We start from the raw sequence: 24,638 nt of genomic DNA, 5'->3' as shown, positions 1-24,638 counted from the left end.
TTTTTCACCACAAATTTAGGTATTAAAGTTTAGAATTTGTTTTATATCATCATTTAAATAATTGAACTTCCGTTACGGCATCAGTTAAATCTTGCGAATGACAATGTATTGTGACCTTATAAAATAATCATTAAAACTCTGTGGTTTAGTTTGATTGTTTAAGTAAAAAACGTTTACTTTGTGTAGCGTATGTAACCCGATGGATAAACAATTTAAAACTTTCCAAACCAATGAAAAATTATAGGATTATTAACTTATTGCTGTTGCTGCTCTTTAGTTTTCAGCTCTTTGGGGATGACGTGTTGCAGGCACAATCGTATACGCTGCGGGGTAGGGTATTGGCAAGTGACACCCGCGATCCGCTTTCCAATGCGAGTGTAACTGTAGGAAACCTGAATATATCGAGTGTCACCAACCAGGATGGATACTTTACGCTCAGGGTTCCTGCATCGGCAAAAAACTCCAGACTGATTATACGGTATCTGGGGTATGAGAACCTGGAGGTTCCGGTGGTTACGCTCATCGACAAGCCCAACAACCACATTATGTTAATACCTTCTTTCATTGAACTGGGGCCGCTTGAAGTAGTTTCTGGTGATGGAAGTGAGTTGATAAGGGAAGCGTTGAGCCGTATACCGCAAAACTATTCTACCGATCCCAATATGATGGTGGCGTTTTACCGGGAATCGATAAAGAAAAATGCAAACTATATTTCTTTGGTCGAAACCGTATTGGATGTGTATAAATCTTCGTATCGTTCGTACGAGAGTGACCAGGCAAAAATCTACATAGGCCGGAAAGCAACCGATATTTCGCCGCGCGATACTGTTTTGTTGAAGTTTCAGGGCGGAATCAGTACAGCACTTATGTTGGATGTGGCGAAGAATCCCGAGATCGTTTTTGGTGAAAAAGGGGATGAATATATTTTCACCATTGAAAGAATGATAAGCATCAACAACAAGCCGCACTATGAGATTAATTTCCTGCCGAAGAACGGTATAAAAGATATTCTGTTCCGGGGAAAGGTTTACCTGGATGTTGAATCCCTGGCTATTGTCAGAATAGAATTTAACATGAATGTGGAGGGCCGGAAAGATGCTTCCAATATTTTTATCCGGCGTAAACCTTCAAAGATGAAAGTGGATGTGGAAGAAGCCCGCTATATTGCCGATTTTATCGAAAATAACGGTAAATGGTTTTTCAATTACAGCAGCACTGAAGTCCGGTTCCGGGTAAGGTGGACTAACCGGTTCTTCGGGCTTTTTGCAACAAACTACACGATCGGTTCCGAGATGGCCATTACGGACAGGTATCAGGAAAGTGTCAATAAATTTCCGAGGGATGAACGAATCCGTTCTACCGATGTGATTGCGGAAAAGGTGGAACACTTCCAGGATCCTGAGTTCTGGGGCGAATACAACGTGATTGAACCCGACATAGAGATAAATAATGCCATAAAAAGATTGAGTGGGAGATTGATGCGCCGTGGAGAATAAATAGTTGTAAAATATTTGTAATCTGAAAATTTAGCTGTATCTTTGCCTCCCAAAAACTTTTTAAATAAATTTTTACAAACAAGTTTTATGTATTTAGATTCTGAAAAAAAGAAAGAAATCTTTGCCAAGCACGGAAAGTCTAACACTGATACTGGCTCGCCTGAAGCGCAGATAGCATTGTTTTCATACCGTATTTCGCATTTGACTGAGCATTTGAAGTCAAACAAAAAAGATTATAACACGGAACGTTCATTGAAAATTTTAGTGGGTAAACGTCGTCGTTTACTGGATTACCTGGTAGAAAAAGATATCAATAGGTACAGGGCTATCGTTAAAGAATTAGGCCTGAGAAAGTAAAATTTTCCGGAAAAACGAAAAAAAGAGAGTCGACGCTATTCAGCATTACTCTCTTTTTTGTTTTACATCCGCGCGGTCAGAAATCATACAGAATTCCAGCAGAAAAAATGGATGGCAAATTAAAAAATATGTTATAAAACATGTAAATATATTTTGCAGGTATGAAAAAAGAGGCTTATCTTTGTATCGATAACCTAAAACAATCTTTTTTACCTTATTGACAATAACAGGATAAACCGAAGACAAAAGAGGTCATCTCGATCGAGGTGACCTTTTTTTTATTCCATCATAAAGCCAATCAATGGCTGTTTTTCAGGAAAAACAAGGCGGTAATCATTTGAAAATTCTGAAGTTTTATAACCAAGAAGTAGCTGGGTCAGTGCATCTATCTCTACATAGAAATGCGTTGTTTCTTTTTTGCTGCTTTTGGAGACACTCCCGTTTTTTATCACAAAAACAGCATTGTTTTTCCCGATAATGGGGTCTGAAACTTTTACAGAAACTTTTATTTGGGGATATTTTTTTGCGAAAATTATCAACAGCTTTTCTGCATCTGTGATGCGCGACATGGCCATCAGGCCTTTTTTGACTGGAAAATCAAACAATGCGGCTTCTTCCACAATTGCACGAAAATCATCCGGCGTTTTTTGCACTGTCATGTCGCGTTGACGAAAAAAAGAATCGAATATCTCGTAAGCATTATGGAGGTTTTCCGATTCAACCATAATTTTTTGTAAGTCGGGAAGAGGGGCACCTGCATCAAATGTTTGGGTAAATCCAAATTGCCTGTAGAACTTCATTACTGTTTTGTCCTGCGGAACCAGAATGGCAAGCGGGATTCCTTTTTCATCCATTTCACCGAAAGATTTTTTGATAAGAGCCCCCATAAATCCTTTTTTCCTGGCTTCTGGTAGCGTGCATAGCCCGGAAAAATAAGCTACTGGAATTTCTGAACCGTGAAATGAAAAATCAAACGGGAGCATCTGCAAGGAAGAGACTGCCTTCCCGCTCTCGAAATAGATCAGTGTATTTTCGTTCCTGTATTTCTCCCGGAAATAAATCTCCATGTATTCGTCGGAATCGCCGAACACGGTTTTCCACATGTCGTAAACCTGCTGTCTGGTCGTATTGTCGGCGTAGTGTATCATGGTGATTAATTCTTAAGGCGTGCGTTGTATTTCTCGAGGAGAATATCGGGCTGATAAGACAGCTTGGCATTACGCAGGTTTTCAATACCCATGTCTTCTTCCCGGTTAACATAAGTAAAATCCGCTGCTTCATTCTCGATAAATTGCTGGTTGATGATGTTGTAGGCGCCGTGTATAGTGGTGAATGCCTTTTCTACGTGAACAATAAAGGTGTCTTTTGTAAGGGGCTCACCGATTGTGAATGCGGCGATTTCGTTGTTCACACATATTAACCCGCCCTTCAGCTCCAGGTATTCAAAATTCTCAAGCATCAGCGTAGTAGCAAAATCGTCGTAAACCAGCGAAGGGTCCTTCTCTTCCAGGTTTATCTGCATCCACTGGTCGAGCATTTCTTTACATTCCTTTACCAGTGCCGGATTCCCGGTCAACGATTTGTATTTCCACTCGTTTTCGCGCTTAAACCTGTTGATATGATTCCTTTTGCTTTGTAACTTTTTCCCGGTAAGGTTGATCATTTTTTCTGTTGTGTAGATATAGTCCGATACGCTGCGGTTGAACTTGTAATCGAAAGCACCGGGCATTGCCGTTTCAATTTCATTGATCATCTCCTGAGTCAACCCCCTGATCTGAAAAGTCGTATCAAACTGCTGATGGTCGTCTATGATCGTTTCAATGGCTCTCTTTATATTGTCGCCTCCCACCGGTTTCAGGTAGGAGTTCCGGTTGTTGTTGTCCCTGAACCGGATAAAAAGCCATTCGCCCTCCGTTGCATATTGGGTGTCGAATTTTTTCCCCCAGCTGTACAGATTGGTGAAACAGAGGTCCGATGCCCTGTAATTTTGTTTGCAGAGGTGCGAATTGATAATGTCTTTGTCTTTTAATTCTATGGATTTAAACGGTAGCATAAAATCGTTGCATTGTAGTTATTGAGTGTGAACAATCTTTTATGCGAAAAGTTTAACAAAAAAAGGAATGACACTGTCATTCCGTCAAAAATCAGGGGCCTGTTGGTTTAAAATTTTTTGAACCCTACAATCTCCCGGACTGCGGCAATGGTTTTTGATGCGCTTTCGCGTGCCTTTTCTGCCCCTTCCCGGGTGACCTTTCGCAAATAGGCATCGTCTTTTTCAATTTCCAGGATTCGTTCGCGAATGGGTGAAGTCACGTTGATAATGTCTTCGGCCAGCTGTTTTTTCAGATCGCCGTAACGGATCTCACACCCGTTCCACTTGTCTTCGTAATGTTGAACTACCTCCGGGGCCGAAACCACGCGCATAATGGTAAACAGGTTCTCTATGTAATCCGGCTTCACGGAATTCGGCCGGGTGGGTCCGGAATCGGTCAGGGCGCGTTTTACTTTCTTTTCGATCTCTTTGGGCGAATCTGCCAGGTAAATGGCGTTTCCTTCCGATTTTCCCATCTTCCCGCTTCCGTCCAGCCCGGGAATTTTCACCAGTTCCTCTCCAAAGTTGTATGCGACAGGCTCTTTAAAAAATTCCACACCGTAGAAATTGTTGAACCGGCGGGCAAACTTACGGGTCATCTCCAAGTGCTGTTCCTGATCTTTTCCCACAGGCACCTTGTCGGCGTTGTGAATCAGGATGTCGGCAGCCATCAGCGTGGGATAGGTAAGTAATCCCGCATTCACGTTCTCGGGTTGTTTTCTCGCTTTCTCCTTGAACGATGTGGTTTTGGCAAGTTCACCCATGTAAGCGTGCATGTTCAGGTAGAGATACAGCTCGATCGTTTCCGGCACGTCACTTTGTATATAGATGACCGATTTACCGGGATCAATGCCCGCGGCCAGGTAATCGACCAATACATTTTTAACGTTCCCGTGTAAATCTTTCGGGTCGGGGTGTGTGGTGAGTGAGTGAATATCGGCAATAAAAAAGAAACACCGGTTTTCGTCCTGCATCCGGATGAAGTTGCGTAACGCACCGAAGTAATTTCCTAAATGCAGGTTTCCTGTCGACCGGATTCCACTGAGTACTGTATCCATATTGAAATTGACTGTTATTTGAAGTGCAAAGGTAATAAATATTTACGATTTAGAATTTGATGTGTCCGGTTGTTTGATGAGGCAGAATCACGAAACTCATCCTTTTTTTCGTAAATTTGCAAATCACAAATCAATCAAACAACAAAATCAATAGTTTTACGATGAAGAGATTTATTCTATTGTTTTCCTTGTCCTTTTTCGGATTACTGGCTTTTGGCCAGCAAGTTGAACGGGAAATTTCCATTATTCCCGAACCTGTCTCCGTGGTGAAAAAAGGAGGGCATTACCTGCTTCCCGACAACATAGTGATTTCCGCTCCTTCAGGAGATGAGGTGAACTTTATAAGCGAACACCTGGCGAAAAAACTTTCTACTGCGCCGGATAAAAAAGTGACCGTGCACAACGACGTGTCTGACGGGGACATTATTTTGACGATCAATGCGAAGACAGACGCTAAAATTGGCAACGAAGGGTATACTTTGTCGGTTACCTCGGGTAAGGTGAGCATTAATGCCAATAAGCCGGCCGGGTTGCTGTACGGTATTCAAACATTTTTACAGCTTTTGCCGCCTCAGGTTGAAAGTGATAAGCCCGAAAGGAGCGTTTCCTGGCAGGCTCCCCAGGTTGAGATTACCGATTATCCCCGGGTAGGCTGGCGCGGGTTAATGTTGGATGTTTCCCGTCATTTTTTTACCGTTGACGAGGTTAAACAATACCTGGATAATATGGTGAAATATAAGTACAACCTGTTCCATTGGCACCTCACTGACGACGAAGGGTGGCGGATCGAAATCAAAAGCCTGCCCAAACTTACTGAAGTTGGGGCCTGGCGTCAGGAACAGATCGGGTGGTTTGGCGGCTTTTCTCAACCCGATCCCGATGCCCCAAAAAATTACGGTGGCTTTTATACGCAAGAGCAGATAAGGGAAATTGTTCAATACGCCAAAGAACGCAATATTCAGGTGATGCCTGAAATCGATGTCCCCGGACACAGTTCGGCTATTCTTGCGGCTTATCCTGAACTGGCTTGTTTTCCTGAAAGCGAAACACACGCCGTGCGTACGGGTGCGCCTTTTCTGGACTGGAATACGGGTGGCCGGCCGGCAGCCATATACGAAAATACGCTTTGCCCATCCAACGAAAAAGTGTATGAGTTTTTGGACAAGCTGATGACTGAAGTGGCTTCGCTTTTCCCCTTTGAATATATTCATACGGGTGGCGATGAAGCGCCGTACACGTTTTGGGAAAAAAGCCCCGATGTGAAAAAGCTTATGCAGCGCGAAAGCATTAAGGATATGGCCGGAGTGCAATCCTATTTTGGTAAACGGTTGGAGCGGATTATCTTATCAAAAGGCAAAAAAATGATGGGATGGGACGAAATTCTGGAAGGCGGTATTACGCCAACCACTGCGTTGATGTGCTGGCGCGGCGTTAATTACGGAATTGAAGCGTCCAAATCGGGGCATTATGTAGTGATGAGCCCAACCAATTACGTGTATATCGATTATATGCAGGGCGATATCAGCACGGAGCCCCGTGTTTATGCTTCGTTGCGGTTGAACCAAACCTATAAATTCGACCCGATTCCCGAAGGGGCTGATGCTAACTATATTTTAGGAGGCCAGGCCAATCTGTGGACAGAACAGGTTTACAACATCCGTCAGGCGGAATACATGACCTGGCCGCGCGGATTTGCTGTTTCCGAATCGCTTTGGTCTCCAAAAGAAAAAAAAGATTGGGATAAGTTTGTATCGAAAACGGAAAATCATTTTGTGCGTTTTGATTATGCGAAGACGAAGTATTCACCAGCCATATACGATCCTATTGTGCATGTTACGCGTAAAAACGAACAGTATTTTGTGGAGCTTGCACCTGAAATCGGAGGATTGGACATTTACATCAGTTTCGACAGTTCAACACCGGATAACTTCTATCCCAGGTATACCAAACCGCAACCTATTCCCAAGGATGCCGTTATGATGCGTATAATCACGTATCGCGGCGACAAGCCCATGGGACGGTTGTTAAGCATTCCGGTAGAAGATTTGAAGAAAAGAGTCCGGTGATGGGTTGCATAATAAAAAGATTATCACTATCTTTGCGCCGCTTTTGAAAGCTCCCTCGTGTGATGGGAAATAAAGAAGCAAAAACAGGCTTTATTTTGAGTAACACAAACAAAAATTAAAAAATGAAAACGTACGAATTAAAAGGCGAAGTCAGAGAAGATTTCGGAAAAAAAGCAGCGAGAAGCTACCGCAGCGAAGGACTTATCCCCTGTGTGGTTTATGGCGGAAGTAACGAAAAAAACATCAATTTTGTGGTGAAAAACAGCGATGTCCGCAACCTCATCTATACACCCGAAGTTTATTTGATCAATCTTGTTCTGGACGGAAAATCCATGATGGCTACTTTGAAAGAGATACAGTTCCATCCTGTCAAAGACAATATTCTTCACATTGATTTTCTACATGTATTCCCCGATGTCCCGGTAGTGATTGAACTCCCGGTTCGTCTGGAAGGGTTGGCCGCTGGTGTTAAATCGGGAGGTAAGCTGTCGCTCGACTTGCGCAAACTGAAAGTGAAAGCATTGGCTGAAAAGCTTCCCCAGGAGTTGGTTGTCAACGTCGAAGAACTCGAGTTGGGAAAATCCATTCAAGTGGGTGAGTTGAACTTCGAAGGACTGGAGTTGCTGACACCGAAAAATGCCGTTGTTTGCCGCGTTCAGCTGACACGTGCTGCTCGAGGTGCCGCCGCAAAAGCACAGTAAGGGTAAAGAGAAAACGTTAAAATGAAGTATTTGATTGTGGGGTTGGGGAACATCGGACCTGATTACGAGAATACCCGCCACAACATAGGATTTAGGGTATTGGACGCTTTTGCAAAAGCGTCCAATACTGTTTTTCAGGATAAGCGATACGGTTTTGTCGCCGAGACCCGGTTGAAAAATAAATCACTCGTGCTGCTGAAACCTTCCACCTTTATGAACCTAAGCGGGAATGCTGTCCGGTATTGGTTGCAAAAAGAAAGGATTGAAGACAGGAATCTCCTCGTTGTGGTAGATGACCTGGCTTTGCCGTTCGGCACACTTCGGTTGAAATCGAAAGGCAGCGATGCCGGACATAACGGATTGAAGCACATTGAGCAGGTCCTGGGTACTCAGCAATACGCCCGGTTGAGGTTTGGGATCGGAAATGATTTTCCCCGCGGAGCACAGGTGGATTATGTGTTGGACGAGTTTTCCGGTGAAGAGAAGCAGTTTCTTCCCGAACGATTGGAGAAGGCTGCGGAAATTATACGCAGTTTTTGCCTGGCCGGCGTAAATATTACGATGAATCAGTATAATAATAAGTAAGTGAGGTTGTATCAAAAAGGATGAACGAAGTTCGGATCGATAAATGGATGTGGGCTGTGCGGATTTTTAAAACCCGAACGGTTGCGTTGGATGCATGCAAGAAAGGGCGTGTGTTGATCGATAACGTATCGGTGAAACCGTCGAGGATGATTCGTGTCGGAGATGTCGTTCAGGTACGTAAGCCGCCGGTTACTTTTTCGTTTAAAGTGCTGGGTTTATCCGATAAACGGATGGGGGCAAAACTTGTCCCGCAATTTATGGAAAATGTTACCCCTCCTGAGCAATACGAAATACTGGAATTGAACAAGATAAGCGGATTCGTGGACAGGCAGCGCGGAACCGGGCGCCCCACCAAAAAAGAACGCCGCGATCTGGACCAGTTTACCGATAAATTCGATTTTGATGAGTTTGACTGGGATGAATAAAAGCTATTGCAACACTGTAAGCTTTTTACTTTCCCTGTTGTAATACGGCACCACCGAGACCGTATTCCGCTGGAGGCAATAGGCCGCATCGCCCTCTGCGCCGTTGGCGATGAGGCGGTGGTAATGGTCGGCGTTTTTCAGATAATCCATCGGGGAGTTTCTGGCTTTTTCCCATAACTCCATTGCTATCCGCACAGCGTCTGATCCAAAAACAATTTCCGCCCTTTCCGACAATTTTTTCACAAAGGCTCCGCCAAACAACGTGTCTTCCATACTTACGCAGTTGTTCCAGCCGGCACATAAGACCACAATTCTTTCACCCGACGACAAGCAGGTGTCGGCCAGGTTGTCTATGTTGGAAAACGCGCCGATAAAAAGCCGTCCGCAATCTTTTGCAGCCTCTATAGCCCTCGTGCCATTGGTTGTGGTGAAAACAATATCCCGTCCCGACACTTTATCCGGCGTATATTCAAACGGGGAGTTTCCAAAATCGGCAAACTCCACGCGACGGGTTTTTCTTTCAGCCCCTACCAGGAATCCCTCTGATTTGTACCTCTTTGCCCGTTCGATGTCGGCAACGGGAATTATAGAGGCAGCTCCGTTATTGAAAGCAGCACACATCGTGGTGGTGGCCCGGAATATATCGACTACCACAACCACATCGTTCTCCTTCTGATAATAGGGGTAAAGGGCGGGAGAGAGGCAAATATCAACAATCATAGACAATGAGTTTCGTGCAAATTTACAAAAAACAAACTTTGTTTTGTAACTTTGTTGAAAATTTAGGGAATGGCCATTGCAAATTATCACCTTATCCTCGCCTCCAACTCTCCCCGGCGAAAAGAACTGCTTACCGGTATCGACATTGAGTACGAAATAAGAACGTTGCCCGATATCGAAGAAACATACACCAACGATACTCCCCCGGAGAAGGTGGCGGAATACCTTGCCCTTAAAAAAACAACCGCTTACCTGCCACAGCTTAAAGACAATGAACTCCTGATTACGGCCGATACCGTTGTCCTGCTGAACAATAAAGTCTACGGGAAACCGATGGATAATGCCGAAGCAAAGCGGATGCTCCGAGAACTTTCGGGCCAGACACACCGGGTCATCACGGGGGTTTGTCTTACATCCACGAAAAAACAAGTGGCTTTTTCCGACACTACCCGGGTTACTTTTACCGAATTATCGGAAGAGGAGATTGAATACTACGTGGAAAGATACAGCCCGTTGGACAAAGCCGGCGCTTACGGAGTGCAGGAATGGATCGGCTACGTGGCGGTAAAACATATTGAAGGCTCTTATTTTAACGTTATGGGGTTACCGATTCACCGTGTGTATGAAGAATTGAAATCGAGTTTCGGGTTTGCCAGGAAATGACTAAAGGATTTGTTACTTTAATTTAAGGATTTCAAAACATCCAAAATTATTATCATCGATGAAATTATCAATATCTTTTGAGTAGTTTCTCAGAATATCCGCAATTTCCATGGTTTTTAGATTTCCCGTACGAATCCAAATTATTTTTGGCGGGAACCCATAGCCCTTCATGCTTAACCGTTGTCGAGCAATTAATTAAATAGTTTCATACCGCTATTAGATAGGTCTTATTCTCTCTGTTTGCCGCGAAACTTAATGCCGCATAGATATCTGTCTCTGTCAATTCATCAAAATCGGACAAGATTTCTGGGATTGTCATTCCGGAAGCAAGCCATCCGAGAATATCCCCTACGGTTATCCGCATTCCCCTTATGACGGGCTTTCCCCCGCGTTTACCAGGTTCTATGGTGATAATTTCTTTATAATTAATCATAACTGAAAATTTTTACGCAAATTACGTCATTTTTTCTAATCTGCAAAAAAAATCCCTACATTTGCACGTCATAAAACTTCTCCGTCCCTGACGGATTTAAAATTGCAAACAAAACGATGCTTACAGTAGAAAAAATCGGCGGAACATCCATGTCTCAGTTTCAGGATGTGCTTCAAAACATCATAAAAGGCCATCGCAAAGGTGATGAGTATTACAACCGTATATTTGTAGTTTCGGCATACAACAACGTGACCAATTGGTTGCTGGAACATAAAAAGACGGGTGAGCCCGGGATTTACAACAAGTTTTTGAACGGGGAAGATTACAGCAGTGCACTGGACTCGTTCTGTCAACGGCTCTTACTGATCAACGATGGATTTGCCGACATTGGCCTGGACTTGAAAGAAGCGCGTGATTTTATCCGGTTTCGAGTGGACCAGGCAAAAACCCTGCTCTACAGCTTGGGAAAAGTACTTGCGTCGGGATACGTAAACATGACTGACATCCACCTGGCGGCCAGGGAAATCCTGGCTTCCCTTGGAGAAGCCCATTCGGGATGGAATTCGGTCAACATATTGAACAATAACGGTATAAATGCCCGGTTTATCGACCTTTGCGGTTTCAACGACAATGAGCCGCTGACCATTGACCAGCGTATCCATCGCGAATTTGCAGGAGTCGATTTTAGCAATATCGTCTGTGTGGCAACAGGATATACGAAAGGAACAGAAGGTATTATGCGCGCATTTGACCGCGGATATTCAGAAGTAACCTTCAGTAAGATCGCCGTTGAAGTGAAAGCAGATGAAGCGGTTATACACAAAGAATACCACCTTTCCAGCGCCGATCCTAAAATTGTTGGGGTAGAAAACAGTGTTCCTGTTGGACAAACCAATTATATTATTGCCGACCAGCTGGCAGACATCGGCATGGAGGCTATTCACCCGAAAGCTGCGAAGCCCCTGGAGTTGGCTGGAATCAACATACGCATTAAAAACACTTTCGAACCGGAACATCCGGGAACATTGATTTCACGGGATTATATTTCGCCCGAGGCGCGTGTTGAAATCGTTTCGGGGTCACGCAAAGTGATCGCTTTGGAGATCCACGATCCGATGATGGTAGGCGAAGTGGGTTACGATGCGCGAATCATGCAGTATTTCCAAAAATACAATGTGAGCTACATCCTGAAATCTACCAACGCCAATTCTATCACTATGGTGGTCTGGGATGAAGAGAGGGCTCACGAACTTATCCGGGTACTCAAGGAGGTATTTTACCAGGTAACGGTGTTGCCGGCTGCCATTGTCTGTGCCATGGGAACGAACATTGCTATGCCTGGATTCCTTTATCGGGCGGCAAAGGCGTTGCACGAAAAGGGTATAAACGTAGAGAGTTTTGCCCAATCACTGATGCAGGTGAATATGCAGTTTGTCATTTCCCGCGAGCAATACGAAGAGGGAGTGATCGCCCTGAACGAAGCGTTGTGTAAAAGATAGTTTGCCGTAATGAAAGCATATCTGTCGCGCCGGAAAGAACGATTTTTCTTTTTCTTTCTTTACAGCATGTCCCTATTCTTTTTCTTTTCTTGTTTGAATCCACAGGAAAAAAAAGAATCGGAGAATGGCCTGTTAAGTGAAGAGGCGTTTAAAACGCCAGACAGGGAGTATTACCCCGAAACGTGGTATCATTTTATCGGTGGAAACGTTTCCAAACCGGGAATAACCGCCGACCTGGAAGCTATAGCTAAAGCGGGAATCTCTGGCATTCAGTTGTTCCATGGCCAGTTCGGAGGAGAATGGCCCGGTGTTTCGCCTCAGATTCAGACCTTAAGTGAAGATTGGGACGAACTTGTACAATGGACGGCTGAAGAGTGCAAAAGGTTGAATCTGCGGTTTACCATGCAAAATTGTCCCGGCTGGTCGTATGCCGGTGGGCCGTGGATTGAACCGGAGAATTGCATGCGGCACCTGGTATATTCGCGGACAGACCTGGCCGGAGGTGTCGCGTCGGAGATAACCCTGGCAAAGCCCGGGAACATAGAGGAAGAGTGGCGCGATTACCGGGATTTGTTTGTGATCGCGTTCCCAACACCCGAAGGTGATACTGGCGCACGGTTGATCCCTTCCAGAATCACAAGCAATCGCTCCGGCTTGTCTTGGCGCGATTGCCTGGTAGACCGGAAGACCCTCACGATCCCTCCTTCGGTGGATGAACCTACTGTCGTGGATATCACGTTTCCGGAAATAACTACCTTGCGAACGGTTGAATTTCCTCCCATAAATTCCTATTCGCATGCCCGGGTTTATTCACCGGGAGTAAAGGTAGCCGTTTACGCCAACTTGCCCGGTGAAAGGCGCCGGGTGGCATTTATTGACATGCCGGCTGCAAACTGGCAGGACGACCAACCCCTATCGATTGCCTGTGCAGAGACACCTTCCGATTCTTACCGGATTGAGATTTCCAACCTGCATGAAATGACTTTGCCGTACATCCATTTTTATTCTGCTGCCCGTCAGCAGAACTGGGAGTCAGAAGCCGCGTGGACGTTGAGAAGGATTGTCAGGGAGGAATATCCACAACAGGATCCCCGCTCCTGGGTTGATCCCTCCACGATTGTGGACATATCCAATCATATGGATTCTTCAGGAAAACTTAACTGGACTGTTCCTGCGGGGAACTGGACCGTTCTTCGTATAGGACATGTCAATACGGGCCAGAAAAACGGACCGGCCCCTCCCGAAGCAACGGGCTGGGAGGCAACCAAACTCCACCCTAGCGGTATAAGAGCGAACTTTGATGGGTACGTCGGGCGTTTGATTAAAGGAGATGGAGCGCTGAAAGACGGATTGCTGCAAGGCGTCCTGCTGGATAGTTGGGAATGCAAGACGCAGACCTGGACGACCGATCTCGATAAAATATTTGATAATCAATGGAGTTACGCCCTTCGCTCCAGGTTGCCTGCCTTGTTCGGGTATGTGGTGGATAATCCGGAGAATACAGCGCGGTTTCTTCGTGACTGGCGCGTGACCCTCAACGATCTGCTGGTGGAAAACTTTTTTGGGGAGATAAAAAAGCTGGCCGATGAAAACGGATTGACGGTCTCTTTTGAGACGGCATCGGGTGATGTTTTTCCCGGAGATATTCTGGAATACTACAAACATGCCGATGTTCCCATGTGTGAATTCTGGCAGCCACGCTCGGATTCGTTTGTGGGGAGCATTGAATTCAAGCCGGTCAGACCGGCCGTCTCTGCCGCGCGGGGTTACGGAAAAAAGAGGGTGGCGGCAGAAGCGTTCACCTCTTTCAACCTTACTTGGGATGAACATCCCCGTTTCTTAAAAGACATTGCCGATGACCATTTTGCCAAAGGGGTGACCCATCTGGTTTTCCATACTTATACTCATAACCCGCGTACGGATTTCCTGCCTCCCGGCACATCGTTCGGAACAAAGATCGGTACGCCGTTCCTGCGCTTACAGACCTGGTGGCAGCACATGCCCCTGTTCACGGATTACCTGGCGAGGTGTAATTACATGCTGGAAACGGGAAACCCGGTATCGGACGTATTGATGTATCTGGGAGACGAACAAAATCATAAGCCGCCCCAGTTACTTCCTTTCCCCGAAGGATATTCCTACGATTATTGCAATCCCGATATTTTGTTGAACCGCTTGTCGGTTAAGAATGGCAAGCTGGTCACTCCTGAAGGAATCCAGTACCGAGTGTTGTGGTTGTACGATTGCAGGAGGATGCTGCCGGAAACGTTAGAAAAGATCGCTTCGTTCGTGGAAGCGGGGGTGATTCTTGCCGGAGATGCCCCGTCGGGTATAGCTACCTTAAGCGGTGGGGATGAAACAAAACTGAGGTTCGACAAAGCCGTCGGAAAACTGTGGGGAGACGGCTCGAAAAACATGCTTACCCTGGGGAAAGGGAAAGTTTACAATACATCAGATATAGCTACCGTTCTGACAGCGGAAAATATCCCGCCGGACATTCTTGCCCATTCCCCCGACCTGCGCTGGCTGCACCGCCAAACTGGTGAGTCCGGCATCTATTTCCTCTCAACCTCTCCTGAAAAGGGGTACCGGGGCTTGGCTTCTTTTCGTATCCGGGGAAATGCGGAACTTTGGGATCCGTTATCCGGGGAAATCGTTGCGGTAAATTCCAACGTAAAGGATAATTACACGGAGGTTGAACTGGATATTCCGGCCGGAAGCTCCTGTTTTCTCGTTTTTAAAAATAGAAAATCGAATAAGCCGCTTAGACAGCCGCAACCAACGGAAAAGTTGGACTTAAGCCAGGCATCCTGGCAAGTTTATTTTCCCGGAGGGTGGGGAGTGGAAAACTCACCGGTGGTTACCCAAAAACTGATTGCCTGGAAAGATTTCCCGGTATCGGAAGAAGGGAAATCTTTCTCCGGGACGGCTACCTATGAGACCACCTTTACGTTAGACCGTAAGTCTGGAACAACGGCGTACCACTTGAATTTGGGCCGGGTGGAGGTTATCGCCAGAATAAGGATAAACGGCCAGGAAGTTGGTACTTGCTGGACCTCACCGTACGTGCTGGATGTTACCCGGTATCTGCAGGAAGGAGAGAATAATTTGCAGGTGGAGGTAACCAGTACCTGGTTCAACCGGTTGGTGTACGATGCCGGGTTGCCTGAAGAAAGCAGGAGAACATGGACCATTGCGGGGCCCGAAGCCAAAGCCCCGCTAAAGGAGTATGGGCTTATGGGACCGGTTTCAATCGAGTTGGTCAGCCGCTAGAAAAACAATTAAAATAAGTTAAAGTCGGTCTGTTTTGTGCCGGCTTTAATTTTTTATCCTTTACTTTGTAGTTCAAAGTACTTTTTATTATGAAAAATATTGAAGCAATAGAAACTGTAAAAGAGATCAGGGCGATGATGGAGAAGTCGTCGAGGTTCATCTCTTTCAGCGGCACTTCCGCCATCCTTATCGGTTTGTACGCGTTGGGGGGGTCATGGATTGCCCGGAGTGTCCTGGCTTCGGTTGTCTCCGGGCCGGACGGTTATTCCGCTCCGCCGTGGCTTGCCGTTGTGCCGCAACTTATTGTTACGGCACTATTCGTGTTTGTCCTGGCGTTGGGGACAATCCTGTTTTTCTCGGTGCGGAAAGCAAAAAAAAGGCAGCACTCTTTTTTCAACAAACCGGCTTACCGGACATTTTTCAACTTTTTCCTGCCGCTTACCGCCGGGGGTATTTTTTGCCTGGCCCTGCTTCTCAATGGATACGTCGGGATTGTTGCACCAGTCATGTTGCTGTTCTACGGTGTTTCGTTGATCAACGCTTCTAAATACACCTACGGGAATATTTTCTGGCTGGGTTGTGCAGAGATGGCTTTGGGCCTGTTGTGTGCGTTCTTTCCCGGAAAAGGCCTGCTGTTCTGGTCGGCCGGTTTCGGAGTCTTGCACATCCTTTACGGAATTTATTTCTACGTAAGCATCGAAAGAAAAGAAAGGTTATCGTGAAGGAATTTCTCGAAGATATTAACAAGGCTTTCGAAAGCAAGGTACGCCTGGGCATAATGTCGATGCTGATGGTGAATAATGAGGTGGATTTCAATACGTTCAAGGAAATGCTGGGCCTCACCGATGGCAATCTGGCAAGCCACCTCAAAACGCTTGAAGGATTGGGGTACATTGAAGTGAAAAAGGAATTTATCGAACGGAAACCCCGGACAACATATTCCAGGACCTGTGAAGGCGAACAAGCCTTCAAGGAGCATCTGCAAGCATTGGAAGCATTTATTAAACAGGCAACCGATTAAAAAAGCTTTATCTAACAAGTAAAAATTATGGAAACAGAAAAACGAAACCTTATCGAGCGGTATTCTACAACCATCAAGGCCTTTTCCGTGGCAATACTTACAGTGATGTTGCTTATTCCGCTGGCCATGATCCAGTCGCTGATCCGCGAGCGGCAGAACACCCGGCAGGGAGCAGTGCAGGAGATTACATCGAAATGGGGAGGGGAACAGACTGTTACCGGGCCCTGCCTTGTGGTTCCCTATGAGGAAATCAGGGTTGAGGACAAAAAGGAAATCACGGTAAATAGAAACTTGCTGGTGTTGCCCGAAACATTGGATGTAAAAATCTCCACACGGGTAGAAAAAAGGAAAAGAGGCATTTACGACGCATCGGTTTATGGCTCCGATATTGTTTTGTCGGGACAGTTTGATGGGTCGGTAATCACCCGGCAGAATGTACAACTTTCACAGGTTAAATGGGACGATGTGCGGATTATTATCGGACTTTCCGACCTGAAAGGCATAAAAGACAATGTTTCGTTACAGAGCAATGGGCAGACCACAACCTTCGACCCCGGAATTCCTGTTGAAAACCTGGAAACCGGCAGGGGAGAAGCGGGTAAAAATGCCAACATCGCATACGAGTTGTTCCGTGTGGGGTTGAACGCGAAAATGGATTCCCTCAATCCCGATTCCGCCTTACAGGAAACGTTCCCTTTTACCGTTTCGTTAAAATTGAACGGTTCGCATGGGCTATACATCGTTCCCACGGGAAAAACTACCACTGCCGCCATACGGTCGGATTGGGCAACACCCAGTTTCGACGGTGAATTCCTTCCCCAAACTCGGGATATAGATAAGGCGGGCTTTTCGGCAGAATGGAGGGTGCTTGATCTTAACCGTAGTTTCGGACAGGCTATACGTTCCGACGACAGCAATGCCATTAATCAAATGGCATCGTCACGATTCGGGGTGCGGTTTATTCAGGCGGTCGACCAATACCAGCAAAACATGCGCAGTGTCAAATACGGCATCCTCATTGTCTTGCTCACCTTTGTGGTGGTTTTCTTTATAGAGCTGTTGCAAAAGAAGCCGGTAAACCCGTTCCAATATATACTTGTCGGGTTGGCTTTAGTGCTGTTTTATACCCTGTTGCTTTCCATGTCCGAATTGCTTGGGTTTAATCTCGCGTACCTTGCGGCGGCGGTCATGACCACCCTTTTGATCATGTTCCACATGGGAAGCATCCTGAAAAGCCGTAAGAACGGTTTTTTGGTAGGCACATTGCTTGCTTTCCTTTACCTCTTTATATTCATTCTTATACAAATGGAGAGCTATGCCCTGCTTGTCGGCAGCCTGGGATTGTTTGCCATCCTGGCCGTGATCATGTATTATTCGAAGAAAGTAACCTCTTCGCTGTTTTCATTCTGACCGCTCCAGCTCAACTGTAAAATGGCGCATGATGGGTTCTTCGTACGCAATGGAATAACCTTTTGTAATTTTGTCCCGCCGGTCGTACACGTTTTTGAGTGCTACTGCTACTACATCCATATGGTTGTTGGTATACGTCCGGCGGGGTATGGCCAACCGGAGAAGTTCCAGGGCCGGGTAACGGTTTTTGCGGGTTGTCGGATCGCGGTCGGCTAGTAAAGCTCCTACTTCCACGCCTCGGATTCCCGCTTCCATATACAGCTCGATACCCAGTGTCTGGGCGATAAATTCTTCCCTCGGTACATTATAGCAGGGATAAGGTTCAATTATGCATTGAAGTAAGGGTAGCCGTCCCGGCGTTTGATATGGATATATTGCAGTTTAGATCTCCGTTTCTTCATCATAAGTCTGGTACAAGAAATCGTTGTATGGGAATCGTTGTATGTGAATTTCCCTGGCTCTTTCGTAGATGAGTGACTTAAGCTCTTCGATGTTGGTTTTTTCTTTTGCTGAAATAAAAATGGCGTTCTCGTTGAGTTTGCTCATCCACGACTGTTTCAGTTCTTCGAGCGATGTGTTTTGCCGGGTTTTGGGCGTTAGGTCATCTTCCTCTTTTTCAACGTGCGAGAAAGCGTCTATTTTGTTGAAAACCAAAATCGTTGGCTTCTTGGTTTTGTCAATATCGTAAAGTGTTTTTTCTACCACATCGATCTGTTCTTCAAACGCAGGGTGTGAAATATCCACGACGTGGACGAGAATATCGGCTTCGCGCACTTCATCGAGGGTAGATTTAAACGACTCAATGAGGTTTGTGGGCAATTTACGGATAAATCCTACCGTATCCGTCAACAGGAGAGGCAGATTTTCGATAGTGACTTTCCGTACAGTAGTGTCGAGCGTGGCAAACAGTTTATTTTCGGCAAATACTTCCGATTTGCTCAGCAGGTTCATCAGCGTGGATTTGCCTACATTGGTGTAGCCGACAAGAGCTGCGCGCACGAGTTTTCCCCTGTTTTTTCGCTGGACGGTCTTCTGTTTATCTATGTCTTTGAGTTCGTTTTTAAGGCGTGCAATGCGATCGAGAACAATTCGCCGGTCGGTTTCCAGCTGAGTTTCTCCGGGACCGCGCATAATGACACCTCCTCCTCCTCGCTGACGCTCCAGATGGGTCCACATTCTTGTTAAACGGGGAAGCAAGTATTGGTATTGTGCCAGTTCTACCTGTGCTTTCGCATGCGACGTCTGTGCACGCATGGCAAAGATATCGAGGATAAGGCTTGTCCGGTCGAGTATCCTGATTTTCAGTTCTTTTTCAATGTTCCGGATCTGTTTTGCCGATAGTTCATCGTCGAAAATAACCACGCCCACTTGGTTGTCTTCATCCAACACATACTCCGATATTTCCTGCAGTTTCCCCGTACCAACGAAAGTGACCGCGTTAGGCATATCCAATCGCTGAACGTAACGTTTGCCGGGAACAAGCCCGGCTGTTTCGGCCAGGAAAGCCAGCTCGTCCAGGTACTCGTTTACTTTCTCCTCGCTTTGTTCGGGCGTGATAAGCCCTACTAGAACAGCGTTTTCGTTTTTTATCTCACTTGTTATAAAATCTTTCATTTTTCTCGCAGATTTTTTAGGCTATTAGGCTAGCCAGTTATATCCAAAACCCGATTCCGGCCGTGAAAGACGATTGCGAAAAGTCTTTGATAAACCGGTATTTGTATTCGACACTGATCCTCGTCTTGTATCCGAAGTCATACTGAATGCCCAGTCCCAGGTTAGCGCCAATACGGTGTTTCGTCCAGTCCTGCAACCCCGTGTCGTTTGTTTTTGATGCGTCGAACTTCCGGTTTGAATAATTCAATCCTGCCACCGGATAAAAAGAAAACAACCACGACAAGGGAACTATGTAGTGCGCGTCGGCATCGGCTTCCCACATACTGTTCCCTTTTGACGGTAAATAACAGCTGAAAGAAGGAGCAAACCGCAGTTGATTGGTGTGATAATAATGCAGGTGTATGCCTGCTCCAACATTTTTTGCCTTGTTGCTATAGCCGGCGTGGACTCCCAGCCCCACAGTCCCTTCGTACTGTGCGAATGATTTCGACGGGAACAGGGCCAAAAGCAGGATGGATAAACCGATGAGTCTTTTCATGTCGTACCCCATTTATAATTTGTTTTTTTCTCCTTTTAAGATCGGCAGATGCCATTGGAATTTTACAGCCAATATCCGGGTGAGTATTACAATGGATGCCGTTGCCACCTCGTTGACCACTATGTTCAGATCGAGTGCGTATCCCATTGTGAAGAAAATGGCCCCCGCAACACATGCCAGGGCATAAATCTCTTTTCTGAAGATAAGCGGGATCTGGGTGATCAGGATGTCGCGAAGCATCCCGCCGAAAGAACCGGTAATCGTGCCCATAATAACTGCCACCCACGGAGCAAAACCCATTGCCAGCGTTTTCTCGGCCCCCACTACCACAAACAGCCCCAAGCCAATACTGTCGAAAAGAAAGAAAGTGTATTGAAGCCTGACCACCTTGTTTTTGAACAACAGGACAAACAGAAGGGCCAGCAGCGTTGCCCAAAGATAGACCGGGTTCAGCATCCAGAAAGGGGTTACGCCAATGAATAAATCGCGGAGCGTTCCGCCTCCGATAGCTGTGACAAACCCGATGGTGAATGCGCCGAACAGATCGAAATTCTTGGTCGATGCCATCCGCACCCCGCTGATGGCAAAGGCGAAGGTCCCAAGAAATTCGATAATGTTTACAAACTGGATGTTTTCTATCAATTCCATTAAATTATCATCCCGCTTCCCAGGCACAAGTGACTTTCCGTGTCATACACCACTCCGAACTGGCCTGCGGCGATACCCTGGATAGGCAAGCCGGAGGAAATGCTGTACAGATCGCCGGTTTTAGAAATGCGCCCCCGGGTAAATTCCGGAGTATGACGGATCTTAAACGTAACTTCTTTTTCACCGTCGAAGTCGCCCCAGATATCTTTGGTTATAAACGAAAATCCCTGAAGGTTAACCACATTGCCATACTGATGCCTGGTGTTGTATCCTTTTGATACGTAAACGATGTTGCGGTTCACGTCTTTTTTTATTACAAACCAGGGTCCGCCGCTTAAGCCGAGGCCTTTTCGCTGGCCGATGGTGTGAAACCAGAATCCCTGATGCCTGCCGATAATGTTTCCCGTTTCCAACTCTACGATCAGGCCCTCCTTTTTGCCGAGGTAGCGTTCGATAAAGTGGTTGTAATTGACTTTGCCGAGGAAGCAGATCCCCTGGCTGTCTTTTCGTTGAGCCGAGGGGAGTTTATTGTCCGCAGCAATTTTCCTGACTTCCGATTTCAACAGGTTCCCGATAGGAAACATCAGTTTTGCAACTTGCACGTAACTCACCTGCCCTAAAAAATAGGTCTGGTCTTTTACGTGATCTTTAGCGGTGGAAAGCCACGTCAGGCCTTCTGATTCGGTGGTTGTAGCGTAATGTCCCGTGGCAATCTTATCGAAATGATGTCCCCATTTTTGTTCGAAGGTTCCGAACTTGATCAGTTTGTTGCACATCATATCCGGATTGGGAGTCAATCCCCGCTTCACCGAATCGATGGTGTATTGAACCACGCTGTTCCAGTACTCTTCGTGCAACGAAACAATTTCGAAGCGACAGCCGTACTTTTTGGCGATAAAGGTCACGATCTCGATATCCTCTTCCGAGGGGCAATCGATATAGCCCTGTTCATCCTCCATGCCGATCTTGATATAGAAAATGGTGGGATCGTAGCCCATCTCTTTCAACTGATGAACCACAACAGAACTATCCACGCCTCCCGACACCAATGCTGCAATTTCCATTATTTTGTTCTTTTTCGGATGCAAAGTTACGAAATAGATAGTAGTTGGGCGTTACGTTTCGGCTAAAAGTTATAATTTTGAGGTCTCAAAGAAAAGAACGTTATGTCTGCTGCACACTCCTCTCACCCCAAAGGGCTGTACTTTATTTTTATTACCGGAATGTCGGAACGCTTCAGTTACTACGGAATGCGTGCTATTTTCACCCTGTACCTTATCAATGCGCTGATGCTCGATAAAGAGTTTGCGTCCGCCATTTACGGAAACTATACCGGGCTGGTTTACCTGACCCCGCTTATTGGAGGCTACGTTGCTGACAGGTATCTGGGCATGCGCCGCTCCATATTCTGGGGGGCGCTTCTGATGGTGATGGGGCAGTTCCTGATGTTTTTCAGTGCTCTCCATTTCGAAAACACCGAACTGGCCAAATGGCTGATGTACGGCGGATTGGGCGGCCTTATTTTCGGCAATGGTTTTTTTAAGCCCAACTTATCGTCAATTGTCGGCAGGCTCTATGAACCCGGAGACAAAAGGCTCGATTCAGCCTACACCATTTTCTATATGGGAGTGAATATGGGTGCTTTTATGGCTCCTCTGCTGTGCGGATACCTGGGTGACACCGGGAATCCGGCCGACTTCAGGTGGGGTTTCCTCGCAGCTGCAATAACTATGGTGTTAAGCCTGGTGTTCTATGTTGCCAGAAACAGCCGTTACCTGGTAGGCCCCAACGGTGAGGCCATCGGAATAGTTCCTGCCCAAAAGGCCGGGCGTGAAAGTGCAGGAGAGTTGGGTGTTGATCTGGGTAAAAAACTGAATGTGTGGCAGCTGGCCCTGTGGGTGACCGGCGGTGTCCTTTTGTTTTTCCTTTTCCTGAAAGGGTTCGACGGAGACATCATCGGTGCTGTTATCTATTCGGCTTGTATCGTTGTTCCCGGCTTTGTCATTTCTGATCCCACGCTGACAAAAATTGAACGGCAACGGATCCTGGTAATTTACATCATTGCATTTTTCGTTATTTTCTTTTGGGCCGCTTTTGAACAAGCGGGAATCTCTTTAACCTACTTCGCCGAAGAACAAACCAACCGCCATGTTTTCGGATGGACAATGCCTGCGAGCTGGTTTCAATCGTTCAACGCGGTATTTGTCGTGCTGCTGGCTCCGCTTTTTTCCGCGCTCTGGATTAAGTTGGGTCAAAAAAACAGGGAACCGGCTTCCCCGACCAAGCAGGCTATCGGGTTGTTTTTACTTTCGCTGGGGTACTTGCTCATTGCTATCGGTGTGAAAAATGTGGCACCGGATGCGAAAGTGAGCATGCTCTGGCTTACCGGTTTGTATTTTATCCATACCATGGGCGAGCTAACCCTCTCTCCCATCGGGTTGTCGATGGTTAATAAATTGTCTCCTGTACGCTTTGCCTCGTTGCTGATGGGCGTATGGTATTTGTCGATGGCTACAGCCAACAAATTCGCCGGAACGTTAAGTTCTCTCTATCCCGAAGTAGGAAAGACTAAAATATTTCTTGGTTTTGAAGTTGCTACATTGTTCGATTTTTTCATGATTTTTGTGGTTATGTCGGTCTTGGCGTCGATAGTGTTGTTTGTCTTATCAAAAACACTGCAAAAACTGATGCACGGAATCCGGTAAGGAGAAAAAGCTGTTTACTAAGTTCAAGATAGAAGTGCAAAAGATTTGATTACATTACACTTCTTATCTTAATTGTTTTTTTCCAAAATCCCCTTTCAAAAGTGCTTAAGGGGTTTTGAAAAAAACAATTAGTCAATCAGCAACATAAAAAAATAAAAAAGGAGACCGAAGTCTCCCTAAAATTAACTATTATGTTGCTTATGAAAAAATACAAACAGTTAACTTCAGAACAAAGATATGCTATTTATTTAGGCTTACAAAACGGAACAAGCAAGTCTGAAATAGCCAAGCAGATAAAGGTAAATATTTCTACGGTTTATAGGGAATTAAGCCGTAACAAAAACAAAACTGGAGGCTACTCATGGCGTTTGGCACAAGAGATGGCCCAAGAGCGCAAAGAACGTTTACCGGGCAATAGATCGACATCGGAGTGGATTAAACAGAAAATAATCCGTCTCATTCGCAAAGATTGGTCGCCCAAACAAATCAGCGGATATCTCGCAAAATATGATCAAATATCTATCTCTCACGAGACTATTTATCAATGGATCAGGCAAGATAAGAAATCGGGAGGAAACCTTTACAAGCACTGCCGCCACAAGCTCAAATACAGAAAAAGACCCGTAGGTTCTGCCACTAACATACCCAACAGAAAAAGTATTCGCCAAAGGCCAAAAGAGGCCGACGGAAGCCGGTTTGGAGATTTTGAAATGGACACCATAATAGGAAACGGACAAAAGGAAATAATACTGACAATGACAGAAAGAAATACAAACTTTATAATGATGAGAAAACTGCCTATGGGCAAAGACTCTAAGCAGGTTTGCAAGGAAGTCATTGCTATGTTGCTGCCTTATAAGGACAAACTGAAAACCATTACAACAGATAACGGATCCGAGTTTGCAGCACACGAACTGATAACAAAAAAGTTGAAAGTACCGGTATATTTCACTGATCCTTATTCATCGTGGCAAAAAGGAGCTGTTGAAAATGCCAATAAATTAATCCGGCAATACATCCCAAAAGGAGCAACATTTAAAGATTATTCCGATGAGAAAGTAAAAGAAATACAGCATAAACTAAACAGAAGACCAAGAGAAAAATTAGACTTTAGCAATCCTAAAATAGAGTTTTACAAAAATTATTACTAAATTGCACTTGCTGGTTGACTCTAGGTTTTTTTATTCCGGTCAAATTATATCGATATTTCAAAAGTTTTTTTCTAACTTTACAAATTAATATTTTGCGATAACTATAAATAGATACAATTTCGCACGGCAACAAAGCTTCAAGTGTGAATGGATGGTTGCCTTTCACCGGACAATGTCCGGTTT

The 24,638-nt window shown here is 45.6% G+C and carries 23 protein-coding genes and 1 pseudogene; 14 read left to right on the top strand and 10 right to left on the bottom strand.

All coding sequences use genetic code 11. The features are described 5' to 3' along the window. Positions 1–230: 230 nt before the first annotated feature. Positions 231–1,496 carry a carboxypeptidase-like regulatory domain-containing protein gene (locus AACM02_RS01280; RefSeq protein WP_214063228.1) on the top strand — a complete coding sequence of 422 codons (1,266 nt, stop codon included), beginning with the start codon at positions 231–233 and terminating at the stop codon, positions 1,494–1,496. Between the two features lie 87 nt (positions 1,497–1,583). Then, positions 1,584–1,853 carry a 30S ribosomal protein S15 gene (rpsO, locus tag AACM02_RS01275; RefSeq protein WP_214063233.1) on the top strand — a complete coding sequence of 90 codons (270 nt, stop codon included), beginning with the start codon at positions 1,584–1,586 and terminating at the stop codon, positions 1,851–1,853. Between the two features lie 278 nt (positions 1,854–2,131). Here rpsO and AACM02_RS01270 read toward each other — a convergent pair whose 3' ends face one another. From AACM02_RS01270 to trpS, 3 genes are all read right to left on the bottom strand, one after another. Then, positions 2,132–3,001 (bottom strand): GNAT family N-acetyltransferase, encoded by an 870-nt coding sequence (locus AACM02_RS01270; protein ID WP_339115834.1) that lies wholly within the window; start codon positions 2,999–3,001, stop codon positions 2,132–2,134. Positions 3,002–3,006: 5 nt separating this feature from the next. Further along, positions 3,007–3,906, bottom strand: a complete 900-nt coding sequence (locus tag AACM02_RS01265; RefSeq protein ID WP_332455856.1) for a DUF2156 domain-containing protein — start codon at positions 3,904–3,906, stop codon at positions 3,007–3,009. 107 nt (positions 3,907–4,013) lie between these two features. Then, positions 4,014–5,003 (bottom strand): tryptophan--tRNA ligase, encoded by a 990-nt coding sequence (trpS, locus tag AACM02_RS01260; protein WP_339115833.1) that lies wholly within the window; start codon positions 5,001–5,003, stop codon positions 4,014–4,016. Between the two features lie 161 nt (positions 5,004–5,164). Here trpS and AACM02_RS01255 point away from each other — a divergent pair, with 161 nt between their 5' ends. From AACM02_RS01255 to AACM02_RS01240, 4 genes are all read left to right on the top strand, one after another. After that, positions 5,165–7,069, top strand: coding sequence for a beta-N-acetylhexosaminidase (locus tag AACM02_RS01255; RefSeq protein WP_339115832.1), 1,905 nt, complete (start codon positions 5,165–5,167; stop codon positions 7,067–7,069). 122 nt (positions 7,070–7,191) lie between these two features. Then, positions 7,192–7,770, top strand: coding sequence for a 50S ribosomal protein L25/general stress protein Ctc (locus AACM02_RS01250; protein ID WP_339115831.1), 579 nt, complete (start codon positions 7,192–7,194; stop codon positions 7,768–7,770). A 21-nt stretch (positions 7,771–7,791) separates the two neighbouring features. Further along, entirely contained in the window at positions 7,792–8,355 is a 564-nt protein-coding gene (gene pth, locus AACM02_RS01245; protein WP_339115830.1) for an aminoacyl-tRNA hydrolase, read from the top strand. Positions 8,356–8,375: 20 nt separating this feature from the next. After that, entirely contained in the window at positions 8,376–8,780 is a 405-nt protein-coding gene (locus AACM02_RS01240; RefSeq protein ID WP_214062607.1) for an RNA-binding S4 domain-containing protein, read from the top strand. A gap of 3 nt (positions 8,781–8,783) precedes the next feature. Here the strand turns inward: AACM02_RS01240 and AACM02_RS01235 are convergent, their stop codons facing one another. Continuing rightward, positions 8,784–9,500, bottom strand: a complete 717-nt coding sequence (locus AACM02_RS01235; protein ID WP_339115829.1) for a 2-phosphosulfolactate phosphatase — start codon at positions 9,498–9,500, stop codon at positions 8,784–8,786. Between the two features lie 69 nt (positions 9,501–9,569). On the opposite strand from AACM02_RS01235, the gene AACM02_RS01230 reads away from it, so the two are divergent. Then, a complete protein-coding gene (locus tag AACM02_RS01230; RefSeq protein ID WP_214062921.1) occupies positions 9,570–10,163 on the top strand; it encodes a Maf family nucleotide pyrophosphatase in 594 nt (197 codons plus the stop codon). Between the two features lie 205 nt (positions 10,164–10,368). Here AACM02_RS01230 and AACM02_RS01225 read toward each other — a convergent pair whose 3' ends face one another. Further along, positions 10,369–10,596 carry a DUF433 domain-containing protein gene (locus AACM02_RS01225; protein WP_214062920.1) on the bottom strand — a complete coding sequence of 76 codons (228 nt, stop codon included), beginning with the start codon at positions 10,594–10,596 and terminating at the stop codon, positions 10,369–10,371. Positions 10,597–10,712: 116 nt separating this feature from the next. On the opposite strand from AACM02_RS01225, the gene AACM02_RS01220 reads away from it, so the two are divergent. The 5 genes from AACM02_RS01220 (at position 10,713) to creD (ending at position 17,799) form a co-directional block, all read left to right on the top strand. Beyond that, complete coding sequence (locus AACM02_RS01220) at positions 10,713–12,095, top strand: aspartate kinase (protein ID WP_214062919.1); 1,383 nt, start codon at positions 10,713–10,715, stop codon at positions 12,093–12,095. A gap of 9 nt (positions 12,096–12,104) precedes the next feature. Beyond that, positions 12,105–15,368 (top strand): glycosyl hydrolase, encoded by a 3,264-nt coding sequence (locus AACM02_RS01215; RefSeq protein WP_339115828.1) that lies wholly within the window; start codon positions 12,105–12,107, stop codon positions 15,366–15,368. An 89-nt stretch (positions 15,369–15,457) separates the two neighbouring features. Then, the gene (locus tag AACM02_RS01210) at positions 15,458–16,090 is read left to right on the top strand and encodes a hypothetical protein (RefSeq protein ID WP_339115827.1); all 633 of its coding nucleotides are present in this window, start codon (positions 15,458–15,460) and stop codon (positions 16,088–16,090) included. Beyond that, positions 16,087–16,389: a transcriptional regulator gene (locus AACM02_RS01205; protein ID WP_332455863.1), complete on the top strand. Its 303-nt coding sequence runs from the start codon at positions 16,087–16,089 to the stop codon at positions 16,387–16,389. The genes AACM02_RS01210 and AACM02_RS01205 overlap by 4 nt, the downstream gene beginning before the upstream one ends. Before the next feature lie 27 nt (positions 16,390–16,416). Then, positions 16,417–17,799 (top strand): cell envelope integrity protein CreD, encoded by a 1,383-nt coding sequence (gene creD / locus AACM02_RS01200; protein WP_332455864.1) that lies wholly within the window; start codon positions 16,417–16,419, stop codon positions 17,797–17,799. Here the strand turns inward: creD and AACM02_RS01195 are convergent. From AACM02_RS01195 to mnmA, 5 genes and pseudogenes are all read right to left on the bottom strand, one after another. After that, positions 17,791–18,105: pseudogene (locus AACM02_RS01195) on the bottom strand (beta-eliminating lyase-related protein); the annotation flags it as partial. The gene creD and the pseudogene AACM02_RS01195 sit on opposite strands and share 9 nt — an antisense overlap. Positions 18,106–18,180: 75 nt before the next feature. After that, the gene (hflX, locus tag AACM02_RS01190; protein ID WP_339115826.1) at positions 18,181–19,413 is read right to left on the bottom strand and encodes a GTPase HflX; all 1,233 of its coding nucleotides are present in this window, start codon (positions 19,411–19,413) and stop codon (positions 18,181–18,183) included. Positions 19,414–19,450: 37 nt separating this feature from the next. Continuing rightward, positions 19,451–19,951: an outer membrane beta-barrel protein gene (locus tag AACM02_RS01185; RefSeq protein ID WP_332455866.1), complete on the bottom strand. Its 501-nt coding sequence runs from the start codon at positions 19,949–19,951 to the stop codon at positions 19,451–19,453. 12 nt (positions 19,952–19,963) lie between these two features. Beyond that, positions 19,964–20,599, bottom strand: coding sequence for a trimeric intracellular cation channel family protein (locus AACM02_RS01180; RefSeq protein WP_332455867.1), 636 nt, complete (start codon positions 20,597–20,599; stop codon positions 19,964–19,966). Next, positions 20,599–21,663 carry a tRNA 2-thiouridine(34) synthase MnmA gene (gene mnmA / locus AACM02_RS01175; protein ID WP_339115825.1) on the bottom strand — a complete coding sequence of 355 codons (1,065 nt, stop codon included), beginning with the start codon at positions 21,661–21,663 and terminating at the stop codon, positions 20,599–20,601. Before mnmA ends, AACM02_RS01180 begins: the two co-directional genes overlap by 1 nt. A 102-nt stretch (positions 21,664–21,765) precedes the next feature. On the opposite strand from mnmA, the gene AACM02_RS01170 reads away from it, so the two are divergent. Both AACM02_RS01170 and AACM02_RS01165 read left to right on the top strand, forming a co-directional pair. Then, the gene (locus AACM02_RS01170; RefSeq protein WP_339115824.1) at positions 21,766–23,304 is read left to right on the top strand and encodes a peptide MFS transporter; all 1,539 of its coding nucleotides are present in this window, start codon (positions 21,766–21,768) and stop codon (positions 23,302–23,304) included. 200 nt (positions 23,305–23,504) lie between these two features. Next, entirely contained in the window at positions 23,505–24,455 is a 951-nt protein-coding gene (locus tag AACM02_RS01165) for an IS30 family transposase (RefSeq protein WP_238866016.1), read from the top strand. Positions 24,456–24,638 lie beyond the last annotated feature (183 nt).

The sequence above is a fragment of the Petrimonas sp. genome (assembly GCF_963921705.1).
GTDB classification, from domain to species: domain Bacteria; phylum Bacteroidota; class Bacteroidia; order Bacteroidales; family Dysgonomonadaceae; genus Petrimonas; species Petrimonas sulfuriphila.
This window is presented reverse-complemented; position numbering and strand designations above follow the sequence as displayed.

What these genes read in the sequence shown, in the direction of transcription:
- AACM02_RS01165 (WP_238866016.1), top strand. Translation starts at nt 23,505, where the DNA reads ATGAAAAAATACAAACAGTTAACTTCAGAACAAAGATATGCTATTTAT.
- rpsO (WP_214063233.1), top strand. Translation starts at nt 1,584, where the DNA reads ATGTATTTAGATTCTGAAAAAAAGAAAGAAATCTTTGCCAAGCACGGA.
- mnmA (WP_339115825.1), bottom strand. Translation starts at nt 21,663, where the DNA reads ATGGAAATTGCAGCATTGGTGTCGGGAGGCGTGGATAGTTCTGTTGTG.
- hflX (WP_339115826.1), bottom strand. Translation starts at nt 19,413, where the DNA reads ATGAAAGATTTTATAACAAGTGAGATAAAAAACGAAAACGCTGTTCTA.
- AACM02_RS01270 (WP_339115834.1), bottom strand. Translation starts at nt 3,001, where the DNA reads ATGATACACTACGCCGACAATACGACCAGACAGCAGGTTTACGACATG.
- AACM02_RS01170 (WP_339115824.1), top strand. Translation starts at nt 21,766, where the DNA reads ATGTCTGCTGCACACTCCTCTCACCCCAAAGGGCTGTACTTTATTTTT.
- AACM02_RS01180 (WP_332455867.1), bottom strand. Translation starts at nt 20,599, where the DNA reads ATGGAATTGATAGAAAACATCCAGTTTGTAAACATTATCGAATTTCTT.
- AACM02_RS01225 (WP_214062920.1), bottom strand. Translation starts at nt 10,596, where the DNA reads ATGATTAATTATAAAGAAATTATCACCATAGAACCTGGTAAACGCGGG.
- AACM02_RS01230 (WP_214062921.1), top strand. Translation starts at nt 9,570, where the DNA reads ATGGCCATTGCAAATTATCACCTTATCCTCGCCTCCAACTCTCCCCGG.
- trpS (WP_339115833.1), bottom strand. Translation starts at nt 5,003, where the DNA reads ATGGATACAGTACTCAGTGGAATCCGGTCGACAGGAAACCTGCATTTA.
- AACM02_RS01280 (WP_214063228.1), top strand. Translation starts at nt 231, where the DNA reads ATGAAAAATTATAGGATTATTAACTTATTGCTGTTGCTGCTCTTTAGT.
- AACM02_RS01215 (WP_339115828.1), top strand. Translation starts at nt 12,105, where the DNA reads ATGAAAGCATATCTGTCGCGCCGGAAAGAACGATTTTTCTTTTTCTTT.
- AACM02_RS01250 (WP_339115831.1), top strand. Translation starts at nt 7,192, where the DNA reads ATGAAAACGTACGAATTAAAAGGCGAAGTCAGAGAAGATTTCGGAAAA.
- AACM02_RS01240 (WP_214062607.1), top strand. Translation starts at nt 8,376, where the DNA reads ATGAACGAAGTTCGGATCGATAAATGGATGTGGGCTGTGCGGATTTTT.
- creD (WP_332455864.1), top strand. Translation starts at nt 16,417, where the DNA reads ATGGAAACAGAAAAACGAAACCTTATCGAGCGGTATTCTACAACCATC.
- pth (WP_339115830.1), top strand. Translation starts at nt 7,792, where the DNA reads ATGAAGTATTTGATTGTGGGGTTGGGGAACATCGGACCTGATTACGAG.
- AACM02_RS01265 (WP_332455856.1), bottom strand. Translation starts at nt 3,906, where the DNA reads ATGCTACCGTTTAAATCCATAGAATTAAAAGACAAAGACATTATCAAT.
- AACM02_RS01220 (WP_214062919.1), top strand. Translation starts at nt 10,713, where the DNA reads ATGCTTACAGTAGAAAAAATCGGCGGAACATCCATGTCTCAGTTTCAG.
- AACM02_RS01255 (WP_339115832.1), top strand. Translation starts at nt 5,165, where the DNA reads ATGAAGAGATTTATTCTATTGTTTTCCTTGTCCTTTTTCGGATTACTG.
- AACM02_RS01185 (WP_332455866.1), bottom strand. Translation starts at nt 19,951, where the DNA reads ATGAAAAGACTCATCGGTTTATCCATCCTGCTTTTGGCCCTGTTCCCG.
- AACM02_RS01210 (WP_339115827.1), top strand. Translation starts at nt 15,458, where the DNA reads ATGAAAAATATTGAAGCAATAGAAACTGTAAAAGAGATCAGGGCGATG.
- AACM02_RS01235 (WP_339115829.1), bottom strand. Translation starts at nt 9,500, where the DNA reads ATGATTGTTGATATTTGCCTCTCTCCCGCCCTTTACCCCTATTATCAG.